Source organism: Aeromonas sp. 2HA2 (assembly GCF_029237345.1).
GTDB classification, from domain to species: Bacteria; Pseudomonadota; Gammaproteobacteria; order Enterobacterales; family Aeromonadaceae; genus Aeromonas; species Aeromonas salmonicida.
Window position 1 is genome coordinate 24,237 of the sequence record NZ_JAACGB010000018.1, and the last position, 16,690, is coordinate 40,926.

General features: G+C 56.9%; 17 protein-coding genes. 8 read left to right on the forward strand and 9 right to left on the reverse strand.

The features are described 5' to 3' along the window. Window positions 1-31 precede the first annotated feature (31 nt). The 3 genes from GWQ29_RS19040 to GWQ29_RS19050 all read right to left on the reverse strand — a co-directional run bounded on the left by GWQ29_RS19040 (window position 32) and on the right by GWQ29_RS19050 (window position 3,738). Complete coding sequence (locus GWQ29_RS19040; RefSeq protein WP_275920086.1) at window positions 32-1,447, reverse strand: sensor domain-containing diguanylate cyclase; 1,416 nt, start codon at window positions 1,445-1,447, stop codon at window positions 32-34. A 172-nt stretch (window positions 1,448-1,619) separates the two neighbouring features. Further along, window positions 1,620-3,005 (reverse strand): ATP-binding protein, encoded by a 1,386-nt coding sequence (locus GWQ29_RS19045; protein WP_275920107.1) that lies wholly within the window; start codon window positions 3,003-3,005, stop codon window positions 1,620-1,622. Between the two features lie 10 nt (window positions 3,006-3,015). Then, window positions 3,016-3,738: a response regulator gene (locus tag GWQ29_RS19050; RefSeq protein ID WP_265422287.1), complete on the reverse strand. Its 723-nt coding sequence runs from the start codon at window positions 3,736-3,738 to the stop codon at window positions 3,016-3,018. A gap of 193 nt (window positions 3,739-3,931) precedes the next feature. On the opposite strand from GWQ29_RS19050, the gene GWQ29_RS19055 reads away from it, so the two are divergent. The 4 genes from GWQ29_RS19055 to GWQ29_RS19070 all read left to right on the forward strand — a co-directional run bounded on the left by GWQ29_RS19055 (window position 3,932) and on the right by GWQ29_RS19070 (window position 7,475). Further along, entirely contained in the window at window positions 3,932-4,117 is a 186-nt protein-coding gene (locus GWQ29_RS19055; RefSeq protein ID WP_265462703.1) for a hypothetical protein, read from the forward strand. Window positions 4,118-4,200: 83 nt separating this feature from the next. After that, window positions 4,201-4,530 carry a hypothetical protein gene (locus tag GWQ29_RS19060; protein ID WP_034524465.1) on the forward strand — a complete coding sequence of 110 codons (330 nt, stop codon included), beginning with the start codon at window positions 4,201-4,203 and terminating at the stop codon, window positions 4,528-4,530. Between the two features lie 373 nt (window positions 4,531-4,903). Further along, window positions 4,904-5,254: a hypothetical protein gene (locus GWQ29_RS19065; protein WP_005316566.1), complete on the forward strand. Its 351-nt coding sequence runs from the start codon at window positions 4,904-4,906 to the stop codon at window positions 5,252-5,254. Window positions 5,255-5,480: 226 nt separating this feature from the next. Next, window positions 5,481-7,475, forward strand: coding sequence for a methyl-accepting chemotaxis protein (locus tag GWQ29_RS19070; protein ID WP_265422289.1), 1,995 nt, complete (start codon window positions 5,481-5,483; stop codon window positions 7,473-7,475). A 62-nt stretch (window positions 7,476-7,537) separates the two neighbouring features. On the opposite strand, the gene GWQ29_RS19075 is transcribed toward GWQ29_RS19070, so the two are convergent. Together GWQ29_RS19075 and GWQ29_RS19080 are read right to left on the reverse strand one after the other, a co-directional pair. Continuing rightward, window positions 7,538-7,957, reverse strand: a complete 420-nt coding sequence (locus tag GWQ29_RS19075) for a hypothetical protein (protein WP_169046939.1) — start codon at window positions 7,955-7,957, stop codon at window positions 7,538-7,540. A gap of 158 nt (window positions 7,958-8,115) precedes the next feature. Next, window positions 8,116-9,117, reverse strand: coding sequence for a sensor domain-containing diguanylate cyclase (locus GWQ29_RS19080; protein WP_219598208.1), 1,002 nt, complete (start codon window positions 9,115-9,117; stop codon window positions 8,116-8,118). 495 nt (window positions 9,118-9,612) lie between these two features. On the opposite strand from GWQ29_RS19080, the gene glnK reads away from it, so the two are divergent. The 3 genes from glnK (at window position 9,613) to GWQ29_RS19095 (ending at window position 12,454) form a co-directional block, all read left to right on the forward strand. Continuing rightward, window positions 9,613-9,951 (forward strand): P-II family nitrogen regulator, encoded by a 339-nt coding sequence (glnK, locus tag GWQ29_RS19085; protein ID WP_005316576.1) that lies wholly within the window; start codon window positions 9,613-9,615, stop codon window positions 9,949-9,951. 25 nt (window positions 9,952-9,976) lie between these two features. Further along, window positions 9,977-11,218, forward strand: a complete 1,242-nt coding sequence (locus GWQ29_RS19090; RefSeq protein ID WP_275920087.1) for an ammonium transporter — start codon at window positions 9,977-9,979, stop codon at window positions 11,216-11,218. A 603-nt stretch (window positions 11,219-11,821) separates the two neighbouring features. Beyond that, on the forward strand, window positions 11,822-12,454 hold the full coding sequence (locus tag GWQ29_RS19095) for a porin family protein (RefSeq protein ID WP_005316583.1): 633 nt from the start codon (window positions 11,822-11,824) through the stop codon (window positions 12,452-12,454). 300 nt (window positions 12,455-12,754) lie between these two features. On the opposite strand, the gene GWQ29_RS19100 is transcribed toward GWQ29_RS19095, so the two are convergent. Continuing rightward, window positions 12,755-13,756 carry an AraC family transcriptional regulator gene (locus tag GWQ29_RS19100; RefSeq protein WP_275920088.1) on the reverse strand — a complete coding sequence of 334 codons (1,002 nt, stop codon included), beginning with the start codon at window positions 13,754-13,756 and terminating at the stop codon, window positions 12,755-12,757. A 57-nt stretch (window positions 13,757-13,813) separates the two neighbouring features. On the opposite strand from GWQ29_RS19100, the gene GWQ29_RS19105 reads away from it, so the two are divergent. Continuing rightward, a complete protein-coding gene (locus GWQ29_RS19105) occupies window positions 13,814-14,212 on the forward strand; it encodes a VOC family protein (RefSeq protein WP_275920089.1) in 399 nt (132 codons plus the stop codon). Between the two features lie 186 nt (window positions 14,213-14,398). Here the strand turns inward: GWQ29_RS19105 and GWQ29_RS19110 are convergent, their stop codons facing one another. From GWQ29_RS19110 to GWQ29_RS19120, 3 genes are all read right to left on the reverse strand, one after another. Beyond that, window positions 14,399-14,896: a GNAT family N-acetyltransferase gene (locus GWQ29_RS19110; protein WP_169046945.1), complete on the reverse strand. Its 498-nt coding sequence runs from the start codon at window positions 14,894-14,896 to the stop codon at window positions 14,399-14,401. 147 nt (window positions 14,897-15,043) lie between these two features. Continuing rightward, window positions 15,044-15,592 (reverse strand): GNAT family N-acetyltransferase, encoded by a 549-nt coding sequence (locus GWQ29_RS19115; protein ID WP_275920090.1) that lies wholly within the window; start codon window positions 15,590-15,592, stop codon window positions 15,044-15,046. A gap of 387 nt (window positions 15,593-15,979) precedes the next feature. Beyond that, a complete protein-coding gene (locus tag GWQ29_RS19120) occupies window positions 15,980-16,690 on the reverse strand; it encodes a hypothetical protein (protein ID WP_275920091.1) in 711 nt (236 codons plus the stop codon).

Sequence of the window (16,690 nt, forward strand, 5' to 3'; positions counted from 1 at the left end):
TGAATCGCCGCCGCCCATCCCGGGCGGCGGCCTATGTCTCCCCTTTTTCCGCGTCCTCTTCTTCATAACAGGCTGCCTGCCAGGTATTGCGACCACGGGATTTTGAACCGTACATCAGCTTGTCTGCCTGCTGCAGCAAGCCAGCGCTCTCTGCCCTAACCCCTGATGGAACCCAGACGGCCCCCGTGCTGATGGAAAGCCCCAGCTCACCGGCACTGGTCTGCAACTTCTGAGCACTCACCCCCCGTCCGATCCGGCTTGCCCAGCCTTGCAACGCCGCCATATCTACCATCGGCAAGCTGATACAAAACTCCTCTCCCCCGATCCGGGCAAACAGCGCATCGCTTGGCAAGATGGCCTCCACCCGCTCGGCCAGGGCGACGATCACCTCATCCCCGACGCCATGGCCAAAGTGATCATTGATGCCCTTGAAGCGGTCGATGTCGAACAGCAGCAGGGCCGAAGCCTGACCGCTTGCCAGCCGCTCGGCCAAGAGCGGCAAGAAGGCGCGCCGGTTCAGGATCCCCGTCATGGAGTCTGTGTTGGCGAGGCTCTCCAGCCGGGCATTGGCCCGGACCAGCTCGGCGGTACTGCTCGCCACAGCGCGCCTCAGCTGCACTATGTAAACCAGCAATACAGCCCCTGCCGTCGCCGATAGCCAGAACCATAAGTGAATTGGATAGACGGTCTCTATATGCATCCATTTGCGGGTAATGCGCTCCCTGTCCGCCTCGCCCATGTGAGAAAATCCCTGCTCCAGCTCCTGCAACAGGGCCTGATTGCCCTTGGCGACGGCAAAACGCACCTCATCGCTGTAGAGATGGCGTACCGGAATGAAGCGGGTGGGATCTTTCGAGGTGTAGATATAAAAATTGGCCATCTGCAGATCGGCGATGAAGGCATCCAGCTTTCCGCTCAAAGCGGCACTCAGCATGGCATCGTTATCGTCAAAGGCTTGCAGGCGCGTGTTGGGAAAGTGCTTGCGGGCGTAATACTCCTCATAACCTCCCGCTACCACCCCCACACTCTCGTGCAACAGGTAGTAATTAACATCTGTGCCGCGCAGAGAATTGGCAAAAAACAGCTGGGCATCCAGCCGGGAGAGCGCCCGACCATAGTCATAGAGCGGAGTGCGCTCCGGTGACCAGAGCAGGCCACCATGTACATCGGCCTTGCCGGAGCGCACCAGCTCCAGCGAGGTCTGCCAGTCCACCAGCTTGAACTGGACCGGCCGCCCAGTGACCCGCTCGAACTCCCGCCAGTAGTCGATCAACAGGCCATCCGGCTGCCCCTTGTCATTGATGTAGGAGAAGGGCTGCCAGGCCTTGGAGTTGGCCACTATCAGGGGTTTGACCGCCGGGGTAGCCCAAACGGGCAGCAAGAGTGCAAGGAGCAGCAAACCTGCGCCCCAGCTGACCCGCCAACCTGCCCCAGAAGAGACCGCCATTCCTGAACCCACCTTGTTATTGGACATCTATGCGGCCATTTATTATCACTAGCTTCATCATAGAAGAGCAAGCATGACCCAGTATGAAATTGGCGTTATTTCAGTCTGATAGCAGCAAAATAAACCAAGGAGGGCGCCACCTGGGCGCCCTCCTCATACAGACTCGACACAGTTACAGGGGCAGGCTAATCCTGGCTTCCAGCCCACCCTGCTCCCGGTTGTGCAGGGTGAGTTCGCCCCCATGCTGATGTACCAGAGTGCGAGCGATGGAGAGGCCCAGCCCAACGCTACCGGATTCGATATTGCGCGCCTCATCGAGCCGCACGAACGGCTTGAACACATCTTCCAGCCGTTCAGGATCTATGCCAGGCCCCTGATCGCAGACCCGGATCAACAGCTCACTCTCGGTGCGCTCCAGCGATACCTCGGCACTGCCGGCGTACTTGATGGCATTGCCGATGAGGTTTTGCAGCGCCCGCCGCAAGGTATTGGCGCGGCAGGCATAAACCTGCTTTCCCTCCACCAGGCAAGTCACCGGCTGACCGGTATCGGCATAGTCGTCACACAGACTCTCCAGCAGACTGACCAGATCCAGCTCCCTGGTCGCCTCCTGTTGCCCCTCTTCCCGGGCAAAGCTCAAGGTGGCCGCCAGCATCTGCTCCATCTGTTGCAGGGTCTGCTGAATGCGTTCCTTGTCCTCTCCCTCGGCCAGAAACTCGGTTCTTAGCCGCAAACTGGTGATGGGGGTGCGCAAGTCATGGGAGATGGCCGCCAGCATCCGGGTTCTGTCCTGCACGAAGCGGTCGAGCCGGGTATGCATGCGGTTGAACGCCTGGATGGATTCACGGATCTCGGTCGGCCCCTCTTCGTGGAGCGGCTCTATATCCTCGCCACGCCCCAGCCGGTCGGCGTTGGCGGCCAGCTGCTTGAGCGGCCGGGTTGCCCGGCGAAACAGCCAGATCATCAGGCCTATCACCATGCTAGCTACCAGCATCAGGTTGAAGGTGGTCTGCCAGGACCAGCTCGACGACTCCTTGTCCACCAGAGAGCTGAACTGCAGCCAGCCCCCGTGCGGCAACTGGATGGAGCCATACAGCCGCATGTCCTGCGGTGGCGGCATCCCCTTGCGGTCCTTGATCATGCGGGAGTGGTGTTTCCAGGCGCGGCTGCGCTGGGCATCCTGCTTCAGCTCGGCACTGATCTCCACCATCAGTGACGGTGGATAGCCCAGCCGTGAACGCACCTGCTGCTCGAAACGGGGACTGCGATTCTCCGGTTGCAGCGGCTCGTCAGAGAGACGCAGCAGCAGGGTATCGCTGCGGCTCGCCTTGAGAATTTCGTCGTAGAGCGAGGGGGGGGACAGAGCCAGCAGACGCGCCACAGAGACGATGCGCTGCATGGCATTGCGGCTGTTGATGTAGCCGAGCGCCTCCTCCCGATCCGAACGGTAGATCTGGATGCTGAGGAGCTGGATCAACACCAACCCGGCCAGCGCCACCAGTATGATCTGGCCGGTGAGCCCCTTGGGCCAGAGGCGGGAACACAATCGCTTGATCATGGCCACGAGGTCACACCTGGGTCACATCGGCGGCGAACAGGTAACCGCCACCCCAGATGGTCTTGATAAGTTCGGGGTTCTTGGGATCCCGCTCCAGCTTGCGGCGCAGCCGGCTCACCAGGGTATCGATGGCCCGATCGAAGGCGACAGCCTCCCGGCCACGGGCCAGATCCAGCAGTTGATCCCGACTCAGCACCCGCTGGGGACGTTCCAGAAACACCCGCAACAGGTCGAATTCGGCGGTAGAGAGGCTCAGCCCCACGCCCTCTTCATCCACCAGCTCCCGCCGGTTGATGTCGAGCAGCCAGCGATCGAAGCGCAGATCCCGGGTCAGGGTCTCGGGGGCGGGCTGCGGCTCGACGTTGGTGCGACGCATCACCGCCTTGATGCGAGCCAGCAACTCCCGCGGGTTGAACGGCTTGGCAAGATAGTCATCGGCTCCCATCTCCAGCCCTATGATGCGGTCCGTCTCCTCCCCCATGGCGGTGAGCATTATGATGGGCAGGCAGGATTTCGCCCTCAGCTCCCGGCACAGAGTCAGACCATCCTCCCCCGGCATCATCAGGTCCAGCACCAGCAGATCGAACTCCCGCTCTTCCAGCAACCGCTTCATCTCCTTGCCATCCCGGGCACAGCTGACCCGCAGGCCATGCTGCTCCAGGAAGCGTTTCAGCAGATCGCGGATCTCGCTGTGATCGTCGACGACCAGAATGTGGGTGCTGCTTTGGTTCATGAGAGCCTCTCCTGTTAGAGCTGGCACGAGTATACGAAAATCTGTCGGGCGGTTTGTGTCAAAGTGTGCCAGATCAGCAAGATGCCACACTCTGCTACAAAAAAGCGGTCACTCGGCAAAGTTGAGACACAAGGCGAAGGTTTACTGGGGGCACACCAACTCGTCCATATTCGCTCATTGCAGGAGACAGGCCATGCTCGCCCTCACCACGCCCTTCATGCTGGCTTATGCCGCCAGTGAGGCCCTTGCCAGAGCGGCGGCCACACCACACCAGCCTGCAAAGACAGACCGCCTGACCCGGGAGCCCCCTTCGGATGGCGATGGCATCACGGCGGCCAGCCTCCCTGCGCCCGACGAGACGCGCTTTCCTTCCCCATGATGCAGACCGCGCCCGGTTCGGGCGGCGCCTGACACCATGACACACAACGCCGGCATCCTTCGGCGAGCCACACCAAGGAGACAATGATGATTAAAAAGACCCTGACCCTGTTTGCACTGGCCGGACTGGCCCACATCGGCATGGCACAAGCGGCCATTCCGGCCGACGTCAGCGCAGCCCCCGGCCTGCTGTTCGTCAACTGGCACGATAACGCCAGCAGCAGCAGCGCCAACCCGACCCTGATGATCCGCAACGCCTCCGGCGATCTACTCAAGCAGGTGCCCGCCGAGCTGAAAGGGATGCAGCAGGTACGACTGCCGATGAGAGCCCAGGGCAATCTCACCCTCAGCCTGGACGGTGAAAGCGACAGCTATCGCATGCCTTACAGCGTTGGCAGCGGCCGCCAGCGCTGAACCAACCTATTCACCCTGTGGTTTTCTCACGATAATGATGTTGCCTGACCGGCGACATAGAAATACCCCGCCAGAGACTGCATCCGGTGGGGTATTTTTATTGGTTCATACCGGCACTGAATATATTTCGGCCCGCCACTATCACTTATTCCCCTGATCCGATGAGCAGATAAATTTAACCGGGAGGCAGCCACTCTTCTATGGGAGGCCCCTGTTGTCACTACCGTCTTCAGCAAGGTGAAATACAAGATCCCGATGTCACACTCTGCTACAAAATAGGCTTCAACTGGCAAAGTTCAGACACCGGTCTGGTGTTTACTTGAGGTCAAGGCGAGCAAGCCGAATCCGAACTCAATCCGCAAGGAGATATACCATGAAGACTCTGACCAAAACTCTGCTGACCGCCACCCTGATCCTTGGCCTGCCGCTCGGCGCCTATGCCGCCAGCGAAGCCGTTGCCACTACCCAGGCCGGCGCCATGACCAATTGCCCCATGGATGGCAGCGGCATGAAAGGTGGCAAGCACCACGGTGGCCGCCACGACAAGATGGCCCGCATGCAAAACATGACTCCGGAGCAGATCCAAGCCAACCTGCAACAACGTTATGACAGGATCGAAGACCCGGCCAAGAAAGCCGAATTCGTGAAGAACCTGAACCTGCGCGCCGACGGCATGACCAAGCACGCCGACGCGATGAAGCAGTTTGCCGAAGCGCACCAGTAAGCGCATCGCAATCAGCACAAGGGTGGCCTCGGCCACCCTTTCTTTTTTCCACTTTCCCGCGCACTGCCTCACGGCAGGGGGATCACCCCGTCGAGCCGTCATTTCCCTTATCTTCTGCTCCGGGTTCTGTGAGCGATAACAAACGTTTTATGTTCGAAATGGCTAATAATGGCGACTCAAACAACAAGGTCACGCAAGACAGTGCCAACAACAGACAGGAGTCGTTATGGGGTGGAGTCTGGGAACAATCAAGGGACGATATACAGCCGTCTTCGTGGGATTCATGGTGCTGGTGTGCGCCCTGACGGTCATCGGCATCCAGATCTGGATCAAGCCGGCGCTGCAAAAGGCCGGTGAACAGAATGTGACACTGCTGGTCAGCGAGATCGCCACCGACATCCTCGATGAGCTCAACGGCGTACAGAGCCAGTCCCGCAGCATCACCCAGCTGGTCGCCCAGCTGCCAAGCGAGCAAATTGATGCCCTGCTGCCTGCGCTGATCGATCAATATGGCAATGCCATGGTGTTTGGCGGCGGCATCTGGCCGCTGCCGGATCAACGGGAAGCGGGCCGCGCCAAGTTCAGCACCTTCTTTCACAGGGATGCGGCCAACAAGCTGATCCCCAACACCTACTGGAACTCGGCCGAGGCCCCCAATTACTTCGAACAGCCCTGGCACAAGGCGGGGCAACAGGCTCCTCAGGGCATGTGCGTCTGGGCGGCGGCCTACAAGGACGGTGCCAGCCAGCAGCCGAGAACCAACTGCGCAATGGGGATCTATCGCAACGGCGCCCTGTTCGGGGTATCGACCATAGATGTGACCCTGGGTTTCTTCAACGATCTGGTGGCCAGGAAAGAGCAGGAGATAGGGGGCCAAGTGATGATCATCGAGGCTGACGGCAAGATCCTGAGCAAGAATGCCCGTCTGAACGGGGATGTTGTGCTGGGCAACCTCTCGGCTCACGCCGATTACCCCTTCGCCGGTGCCATCGCCAGCCTGATCGGCCAGAGCCGGGGTACTGGGCTGTTGCGCGCCACTTTCCAGGATCAGGGGCAGGAACAGACATTGCTGCTGCAGGCCATAGAGGGGACTCCCTGGTTGCTGGCCACCGCCCTGCCAACCAGCACCCTGACCCAGGACAGCCAGGACGTGCTCACCACGCTGGCCGCCATCCAGCTGCCCCTGGTCGGACTGCTGTTCGTGCTGATGCTGCTGGCCATCACTCAGCTCGGCAGCCGCTTGCAGACCCTCAAACAGAATATCGACGCCCTCTCTGCCGGCGATGCGGACCTGACCGCCCGCATCCAGGTGAAGGGGAATGACGAGCTGGATCACATCGCTCTGTCGGTGAACCGCTTCATCGCCTATTTGCAGCAGATGATGGTGCAGGTGACTGACGCCACCGACCTCATCACCCGCGAACTGGCGCAGCTCGATCAGCAGACGGGTCAGGCAAGACGGATCCTGGGTGAACATGCCGCCGAGACGGATCAGGTGGTCACCGCTCTCACCGAGCTCAGCTCCACCGCCGACAGCGTGGCACAACACGCCAGCGACTCGGCCAGCTTCACCGAAGCCGCCAACGGCCAGGCCGCCAATTCACGCAAGGTAGTGGGATCGGCTTCCGCCAGCGTAGTGGCCCTGATCGACGAAGTGGATCTCGCCGCCGCCAAGGTGCTGGAGATGCAGGAAGATGCCAAGCAGATTGGCAGCGTACTCGGAGTGATAGGTGGCATCGCCGCCCAGACCAACCTGCTGGCGCTCAATGCCGCCATCGAAGCGGCCCGGGCCGGTGAACAGGGCCGCGGTTTCGCCGTGGTGGCTGACGAAGTGCGTGCCCTGGCGGCCCGTACCCAGAACAGCACCGCCGAGGTGGGCAGCATGCTGTCGCGCCTCACTCAGGGGGTGGCCGACGCCGTCGTCGCCATGGAGCAGACCAAACGCAGCTGTCAGGCCGCGGCAGATACCACTGGGCAGGTGACTGGGGGGCTCGACAGCATGGCCGACTCAGTGGTGCAGATCCACGATCTCAGCAGCCAGATCGCCACCGCCGCCGAGGAGCAGAGCCGGGTGACAGAGGAGATCAACCGCAACATGGTGAGCATCCGCGACATGCTCAACCTGCTGGTAGAAAATGGCCGCAACACGGAGCAGAGCGCCGAGTCGCTGCTCAGCTCCAACCGCCAGTTGCTGGCCCTGGTGCGTCGCTTCAAGGTGTGATCATGAACGTCAGCCAGCAAAAAGGGGCCATCAGGCCCCTTTTTCATGCACGTCACTCAGACTCAAGCCTTGGCTTTGTCGGCCAGGTTCAGGGTCTTGACGGTTTCGCCTTCGAACTTGATGACCACGTTCTTCTGGGCCACTTCGGACTCTTTCAGCAGAGTCTTGGTGGTTTCAGCCAGCAGCGGGGAGGCCTTGTTCAGGGCGCTCAGGTCATAAGTCCACACTTCCAGACCGGCTTCGGTCTTGGTGGTGATGGGCGCGCCCAGCTTGTCCTTGATGGCTTGCTTGTTGGAGCCGCCTTCCTTGATGTCCAGCGCTCTCTTGATCGCTTCGTTGGAAGCGCTGTCCATGGCGGTACCAGCCATCTCTTTGGCACTGCTGGTGACACTGCTGGTCACTGTATCGGTCAGGGAGTCCATCAGACCGGCGTGGGCAAACAGGGGCAGTGCAGTCAGGGCAACCAGGATGCTCTTTTTCATCGATTCATGTCTCATGGGGGATTAAAGAGCGCGCATCAAACCAGCGCCCTCAACAGGAGTCAAGGCAATCGCGCGGTCAATACGCATTCGGGGGGTAAATGAGAGAAATCCGACAACCGGTCGCGACCGGGCAACCGGTGAAAACAGGCCCTTGTCATCTATTCACCGATCTGGTTCTTGCCCGCCAGCTTGGCCTGATAAAGCGCCCGATCCACCCGTACCATCAGCTGGCTCAGGGGCTCATTCAGCCGGTATTCCGCCAGCCCGAAACTCAGGGTGATATCGCGCTGCTCGCAGACCCGTGACTGGGCGATCAGCGCCCTCAGCTTGTCGGCCACCCGCCTGGCATCAGCAAGAGCGGTATTGGGCAGCACCACCATGAACTCGTCCCCACCCCAGCGGGCCAGCAGGTCAATCTCGCGAATATGGCTTTGCACCCGCGCCACTACGTTGATCAGGGTTTGATCCCCGGCGGCGTGGCCATGGCTGTCATTGATCTGCTTGAAGTCATCCACGTCAATGGCGATCACCGAGAACGGCTGATGAAAGCGCTTGGCCCGTTCGCACTCCATCTGGATATCCCGCTCGAGCCGATAACGGCTGGCGGCGCCGGTCAGGGCATCGGTTTCTGCCAGCTGGCGGTTCTCTTCCGCTTTTTGCTGCAAGATCCCATTGAGCTGAACCAGCTCGGCCGTACGTTTGGCGATCAGCTGCTCCAGTGAATGGTTGCGTGACTCAAGCTGTTCATAGAGCAGCTTGCGTGCATGGATATTGCGATGGGCACCTATCATGCGCGCCACTGAACCATCCGGATTGCGCGCTATGATATGGCCGCAATCCTCGATCCAGATGTAGCTGCCATCCTGACAGCGGCAGCGGTACTCGACCCGATAGTCGGGTGCAGAACCCGTCAGATAGGCATCGAAGCAGGCCATCACCCGCGCAATGTCGTCGGGGTGGATCACCCCCTCCCAGGTGAAGACGTTGTTGCCCAGCGAATGGGGCTCATAGCCCAGCATCTGATACCAGCCCGGGTTGCGATAGACAAAACCGGTATTGACGTTCCAGTCCCAGATCCCGTCACTGACCACCTCCAGAATGCCGTGCACTACGGCCTCACTAAGGTCCGAGATCCTGATCGTGTCACTCTCTTGCAGCATAAAGACCATCCTTGTTCTTCTGCCCCGCACAGTGGCGGGGATGCTCAAGCCCGATTGTTGAATAAACAGCGGGGGGACTATCACCCGGCAGCTTGCCCGCCGCTCTTTGCCCGCCCAGACCTGCCCTGCTATTGGCCATATTATCGGCAGAAATCAGGTTCGTATGAACAACGGCTGCAACCAGTGTGGTTCAGGTTATTGCGTCTGTCCGGTTATAAATCCTGAATGACGCAGGCAAACCCATGAGCCGGGCACGCCCAGTCGACAAGGGATTCATCCAGCCGAGCCAGGGACCCCCCCCTGCGGCTGCGTGTCAGTAGATGGCGATAATTGCACCAATGAGGGGCACCGCTTTGGCGCGGCCCTGTCCAGATTGGGTAAACATCACACTACATAGGCCAGATATAAACTTAAAGCATTGAAAATAAACACTAATACTTTTGGCCCACTAATTGCTTTGATCAGGGTCAACCACCAAAGGATTGGGGAAGCTGCATGAAACTGATCACCGCCATTATCAAGCCATTCAAACTGGATGACGTTCGCGAAGCCATCGCCAGTCTCGGCGTCGAGGGGCTGACCGTCTCCGAGGTCAAGGGCTTCGGTCGCCAGAAGGGGCACACCGAACTCTATCGCGGAGCCGAATACCAGGTCGATTTCCTGCCCAAGGTAAAGCTGGAGATCGCCACCCTGGCCGACAACGTCGAGCACATCATCGAAGCCATATGCAAGGCCGCCTACACCGGCAAGATCGGTGACGGCAAAATTTTCGTCTATGACCTGCAGGCTGCCGTGCGGATCCGCACCGGCGAGACTGACGCAGAAGCCCTTTGATACAACAGGAACCGAGGAACACAACATGGAAGAGTTGATCAAGTCCGTTTCAGAGCTGCGCTATGCGCTCGATACCTTCTATCTGCTGATATCCGGCGTGCTGGTCATGTGGATGGCCGCCGGCTTCTCCATGCTCGAAGCCGGGCTGGTACGCGCCAAGAACACCACTGAGATCCTGACCAAGAATATCCTGCTCTACTCCATTGCCTGCATCATGTTTCTGCTGGTTGGCTACAACATCATGTACGTGGACAACGCCGCCAGTGGCTGGTTGCCAAGCTTCGGCAGCCTGATCGGCACCCAGGCTGACGATGCCGGTCACTCACTGCACTCCGACTTCTTCTTCCAGGTGGTGTTCGTGGCGACCGCTACCTCCATCGTCTCGGGGGCCGTGGCCGAGCGGATGAAGCTCTGGTCCTTCCTGCTGTTCTGCGTGGTGATGACGGGCGTCATCTACCCGATGGAAGGGTACTGGACCTGGGGCGGCGGCTTTCTCAAAGAGGCCGGTTTCTCCGACTTCGCAGGCTCAGGCATAGTGCATATGGCCGGTGCCGCCGCCGCCCTCGCCGCCGTGCTGCTGCTCGGTGCCCGCCGCGGCAAATATGGCAAGCAGGGTGAGATCTACCCCATACCGGGTTCCAACCTGCCGCTGGCAACCCTGGGTACCCTGATCCTCTGGATGGGCTGGTTCGGTTTCAACGGTGGCTCGCAACTGGTGCTCTCCACCGCTGCCGACGCCACCGCCATCGGCACCGTGTTCGTCAACACCAATGCCGCAGCGGCAGCCGGTGTGGTCGGTGCCCTGCTGGTCAGCAAGCTCACCTGGGGCAAGGCGGATCTCACCATGATCCTTAACGGCGCTCTCGGCGGCCTGGTTGCCATCACGGCCGACCCAGCCTCCCCCAGCCCTCTGTTCGCCAGCCTGATCGGTGCCCTGGCCGGCGCCCTGGTGGTCTACGCCATCGTCGCCTTCGATCGCCTGAAGATTGATGATCCGGTCGGCGCCATCTCGGTACACGGTGTCTGCGGTCTGTTCGGCCTGATGGTAGTGCCCCTCTCCAACGAGAGCGCCACTTTCTCGGCCCAGCTGCTGGGTGCGGCCGTCATCTTCAGCTGGGTGTTTGGTGCTTCCCTCATCGTCTGGGGCCTGCTCAAGGCCACCATGGGGCTGCGAGTCAGCGAAGAGGAAGAGATGATGGGAGTCGACGTGCACGAATGCGGCATCGATGCCTACCCCGAGTTCGTTACCGTCAAATCCAGCATCTGACCGACTGAACAAGCACAATGCAACAGGGCCGGAGGCAAACCTCCGGCCCTGTTTTTTATTGCCAAGAACGGGTGCTGTGTGAATATCCTGGGTGCACAGTGCCATGCACCCTCGTCATGCCCCAGTGAGGCCAATGGCACAAATGTGTTCAACACAGGGCAAAGGTGCGCTGTTTATCGGGCCTGAGGCACTCTGTGGGATTGAACGAATAACCGCCATCATGCCCATGATGACCTCTGTTTACATCCGCACAATAAACACACCAGAGATCAAAGTGTCATTACCGACAGATGAAGGGAAATACTCAATAAAATCAGATTTGTGCCATTCAAATTCGCCACAGCCATTATATCTTGCCAGCCCGCCTTGTTTTTATTTATATAAATAAAGCTAAAACTCTAAACGAGTCATTTATTGAGCATAATGCTCTACCATTATTTTCCATAATATAAAAACCCATGACGACAATGGGTTGTTATTGCTGAATGCACTGACTATAATCCGCGGCCCTCCAGCAATGGCGGACAAAGGGAATATAAATAAACTTCATGGATAGAAGTATTTCAACCACGCAGAGTTCACGCATACAGGAATAATTTATCCATGAATACCTTCAATAAAGCGCTCGTTTTCTCCCTGCTCGGTCTGGGTATCAGCACTGCCGCCTGTGCAGAAGGCTGGTATGCAGGGCTGGATCTGATCACCTCCAAGGCAGATCTGGATGGCATGGCGCAGCAAGCGTATGACGCCAAATTGATGGACGATCGTCTCGATGGCGGTAGCCTGATCGTGGGTTACAGCTTCAAACCCTGGCTGGCCATTGAAGGTGGTCTGCATGCCCAGCAGATGAGCCAGCTGATGTGGATCACCAGTTCAGTGGCCACCGGCTTTGTTGACACCACCATAGACACCCGCAGCATCAGCCTGGCCGCCAAGTTCAGTCAGCCGCTGGCATATGGCTTCTCTGCCTACGCCAAACCTGGCCTCGCCTATACCCGCACCGAAGTCGAAGTGATTGGCAACGGCAGCATACCTGCGCTGGGAGTCAACGAGCAGGGTCGCATCGACGAAGCGAAAGGCCGGGTTCATCCCAATCTGGAAGTCGGTTTCGACTATGCCTTCAACAGCAGCATCTCTGCCGGTATCGGCTATGAGCGTCAATTCAGCGCCCTGACACTGGGTGACGATCACCACTCAATGGATACGTTCAAGCTGGGTCTTCGTTACCACTTCTAAGTTATCTTGTTCCTCAGGGGGAGATCTCCCCCTGCTTTTCCCGCCAATGGATCTTCTCTCCCGGTTTCCATCCGCCAGAATATAAGTTACATCCGCCATTCAGGTTATTTGACGATCTATATCCGAATCCGGCAATAGCTGTGTTACCTGATCCGAACAGATATTCTCCCTGCTTATTCCCCCCATGCTTCACCCATGTTTTGGCATCCCATTGGGGCGGGTCAATATAGCTCAGTTGCTGTGCCAAATGGTGCCAGGCAATGCTTATTCCGCTATTTTTCGATCAGGTCTGTGCACCGCTTATTCTATCGACTCAGTGCCGCCTCTCCGTGCGGATCCGGCTTTAAATGCGGGATGGTGCAGATTGCGATAATGGCTGGGAGCCAGACCCTGCTGGCGCTTGAAGGCGGTGGAAAAGTGATACTCGTTCTTGAAGCCGCACAACTGGGCCACCTGTTTCACCGAGTCGCCGCCGCTGGCCAGCAAGAGGGCGGCTCGTTGCAAGCGCAGCCGTTGCAGCAAGGCCATGGGGGCCAATGCAAAGTGCTGCTGACAGAGACGATAGAGCTGGCGCTCGGAGAGGTGCAGGGCGTCTGCCATCCGCCCTATGTCCCAGCACTCGGCCAGGGATTCTTTGAGCATCAACTCGAGACGCAGGGCCTGCCGCTCGCCGCGGCTCTGCCCTTCTCCCTTTTGCAGCAGGCGGCGCAGATAAAAACCGAGCTGTTCTACCAGGAGCGCACTGAGCAGCGGGTCCTGATGGCGCTCCTGCTCCGCATAGAGGTTCTCAATGGTACGAAGCAGTGCCCCCTGCTGGGAGGTGCAGCCCAGACGAGGGCGGCTGGCGAAGGCATCCCAGGGGGAGTCCTTGTGCAGCAGCAGCCACACCAGATCCCAGTCACCCTTCGCCGCCGGTTGTGGCTGCTCCGGCGCTGGCCACTGCGTCTGTGCTAGCCGCGTCTCCGGTAACCGCATCTCTGGCAACTGCGTCTCTGGTAACCGATAGCAGAGCGGCTGGCCCGCCGGGATCAGGGCCCACTCCCCGACTTGCAGCCGCTCGAAGCTATCGCCAATCAACACCTCCCCCTCCCCCCCCAGGGTGAGCAGAAAACAGTGCACGTCCTCAAAGCAACGCTCGATCCTATAGTGGGTGCGCAGGCGAGAATAGCCCACCAGCCACACCTGCTCCTGTGCAAGGGCGGGCAACAGACTGTCACAGCAGATCTGCTCGCGGCAGTCGGGGGAGACGTCAATGACTTCAGGATTGGCAGTTTCAGACATCATCAGGACGGGCTCAGCCATGTCGAACATTCAAGGCCCAGCATAGCATGGAGGACATCAAGTCACAGGAGACAGGCCATGCACATACATCACGTCGCCATCTGGGCACAGGATCTGGAGGCACTCAAGACATTCTACTGCACCTTGTTTGGCGGTCAGGCGAATGAGCGATACCACAATCCGGTCAAACAGTTTGCGTCCTACTTCGTGCGCTTCGAGGGGGGCGCCAGTCTGGAGCTGATGCACAGCCCCATCCTCTTTCCGGCAGATCTCAGCCTGCCGCACCCGCTGCAGGGGCTGGCACATATTGCCTTCTCTCTCGGCAGTGTGGAGGAGGTGGACAAGATGACAGCACGCCTCAAGCTGCTCAAGGGCGCCGAGGTCAAACACCTGGACGGCCCCCGCTGGACCGGTGACGGCTATTACGAAAGCACCTTCCTCGATCCCGAAGGAAACCGGCTGGAATTGACCATCTAGCCCCTGTATTGGCACCTCACCCAGATCCTCTCCGTAGGTTCGATTAGCAAAGCGTAATCGGACGGCGGTAACGACATTGCCCCCTTCTCCCGCTTGTATCAAAAGGAGGAGAAGGGCTGAGGATGAAGGGCCGCGATATCATTGCCGTAATGGGCGGACATCAAATCGCTGTGCAATACGCTTCGCTTATTGACCCCCACCACAGGAGGTATCCAATTCAAGCCGATAAAAGTCCGTCTCTGCGTGTTTTGGATTGTGACGAAAGAACTGCCAGCCAAACCGCCGGTAATGGTTCAGCGCCCGCAAATTGGTTCGACTCACGGAGAGAATGGCCCATTTACAGCCCGCCCCCAGCAACTGCTGGCGAATATAGGCCTGCAACTGCGCGGCCAGACCACTGCCGCGATAGTCGGGGCACAGATAAATCAGCTGCACATAGCCCGTCTCGGGTTCATCGGAAAAGCTGCGAAATTCCAGCTGGCCCACCAGTTGTTCACCCGCCCAGACATGAATGTAATGCCATTGCGCTTGCCCCAGCCTTTCGCGGATCCGCTCCCGATAGCCGTCGATAAAGTCGGCAAAGCCATCAAAGGTATGAAAGCTGCAAAAATAGGCATCCCTGCGTGCCTGCACACAGAGCTCGTAATCGCGCTCCAGATCGATGGTGTTAAATTCAAGTCTCAAGCAATGACATCCTGTCGTGTGTAAGTAGGGTGTAATAAGCGAAGCGCATTACACCTTTTGGCAGATAAATAGCAGCGGTGCAATTCACTTCGTTCATTGCACCCTACCTGCTTGAGGTCATGTACATGATGTGTAGCAGTACGAAACTTAAACTTTTTTCGTCATGAGTATCGTCTCATAACCTTCAAAAACACCAGAAATAGCTAAAAACTCTCCAGCCCTTACAAAGCCTGCATTTTCATAAGCCCGTAACGCTTTTTTATTGTCTCGCTCCGGATCGATGATAAACGTATCTGCGGTAGCATCTATTGTTGAACGGAAAAACATAATGAACTCGTTGATTGCTATAGCTGCAAGCCCTTTTCCAAGGAAAACTTCCTCACCGATCATAAAATCCAGGCTGACAGTACTTCCTGTTTTTGATAGGTACGATTTCCAGAGATCCGGAACTTCATCATCTTCCGATATTTTATTTGACATCATGAGGCAAAATGGCTCACCACTTTTACACCCAATCCAATAATAAAATATTCCATCAAAATAGGGGCTTGTTATTTTTCGGCCTTTCATAAAGATATCAAGATCTTCTCGATAGGCATCACTGTTGTCCCAAAACTCTTGGACGTAAGGTTTATTTAGCCAACTCAAGACCTGCTCTTTATGCTGCAAAGTCGCTTTTTCAAAAGTAATACTCATATTAATCGCCAGCATTGTTAATCAGATTTAATAATATCACTTTAACCTGAACCTCAGATTAATGCCAGTAGGTAGGGTGTAATAAGCGAAGCGCATTACACCTTTTGCCAGATAAATAGCAGCGGTGCAATTCACTTCGTTCATTGCGCCTACCCGATTGTACGCGTTGGCAATGACGTGTGAATTCGGGATATAACCACGGAGCCAAATATCCCTTCTCCCGTTTATTAAAAAGGAGGAGAAGGGCTGTGGATAAGGGAAGGAAAAAAGAGATTTCGCGGTAAATGTTGGGCTTCACTACGCTCAGCCACAACCTACACATTCGGTAGGTTGGTGCTGAGCCTGCGAAGCCCAACATACGAGATCGGGACTAGGGCGGATCGAAAACTAAACGGTAAGCGCTGGCATTGAAATGTGGCGTCTTGTGCCCTTTGGCAGATATGAACCGTAAGGGAAATATACATTTAATACTTCATCCTGCTTGTATTCTATCAGGCTAATTCTAACTGTTCTTTGTGGAAGCGTTTCTCTCTGAAAATCTGAAACCAACCCCAATACTTTTAGTAGTGTTAATGCAGGAAATATATCCTTATAGTTAACACCTATTTTTGAAGTTATTTTTGACAAGGATACTTCTGAATGCTCATCATCATTCCCTCTGATAGCCAGTAAATAGACCACTAGTTTAAGGGCATGCAATTCAACAGGATGGCGGTTCGATATCATTTTAAAAAAATTAATATCCCCACACTTATCAACAACATCTTTAATAGGAAACTTGCACCACCCAGGATTATTATAATTAGGTATACTATACACCCTAACTCTTTTGCCAGTGGCTTCAATTACATTATTAGCTATAAGCCATTTTAACGCCCCACTAATTACAGTACGACTTAAGTTAGCGACAGATGACATCTCATCATAAGTTATAACACAGCTATTTTTTGGATTGTCACTTGGCGCCAAACGAATGCATATTAATATATATATTTTTATGATGGCAATATTTACTGCAACATTTTTATTAGCATTTAAATCTTTCAACTTTCCACTGGAGATCCATTTTGATGGCATTTTAGCCCATGATAACTGCAT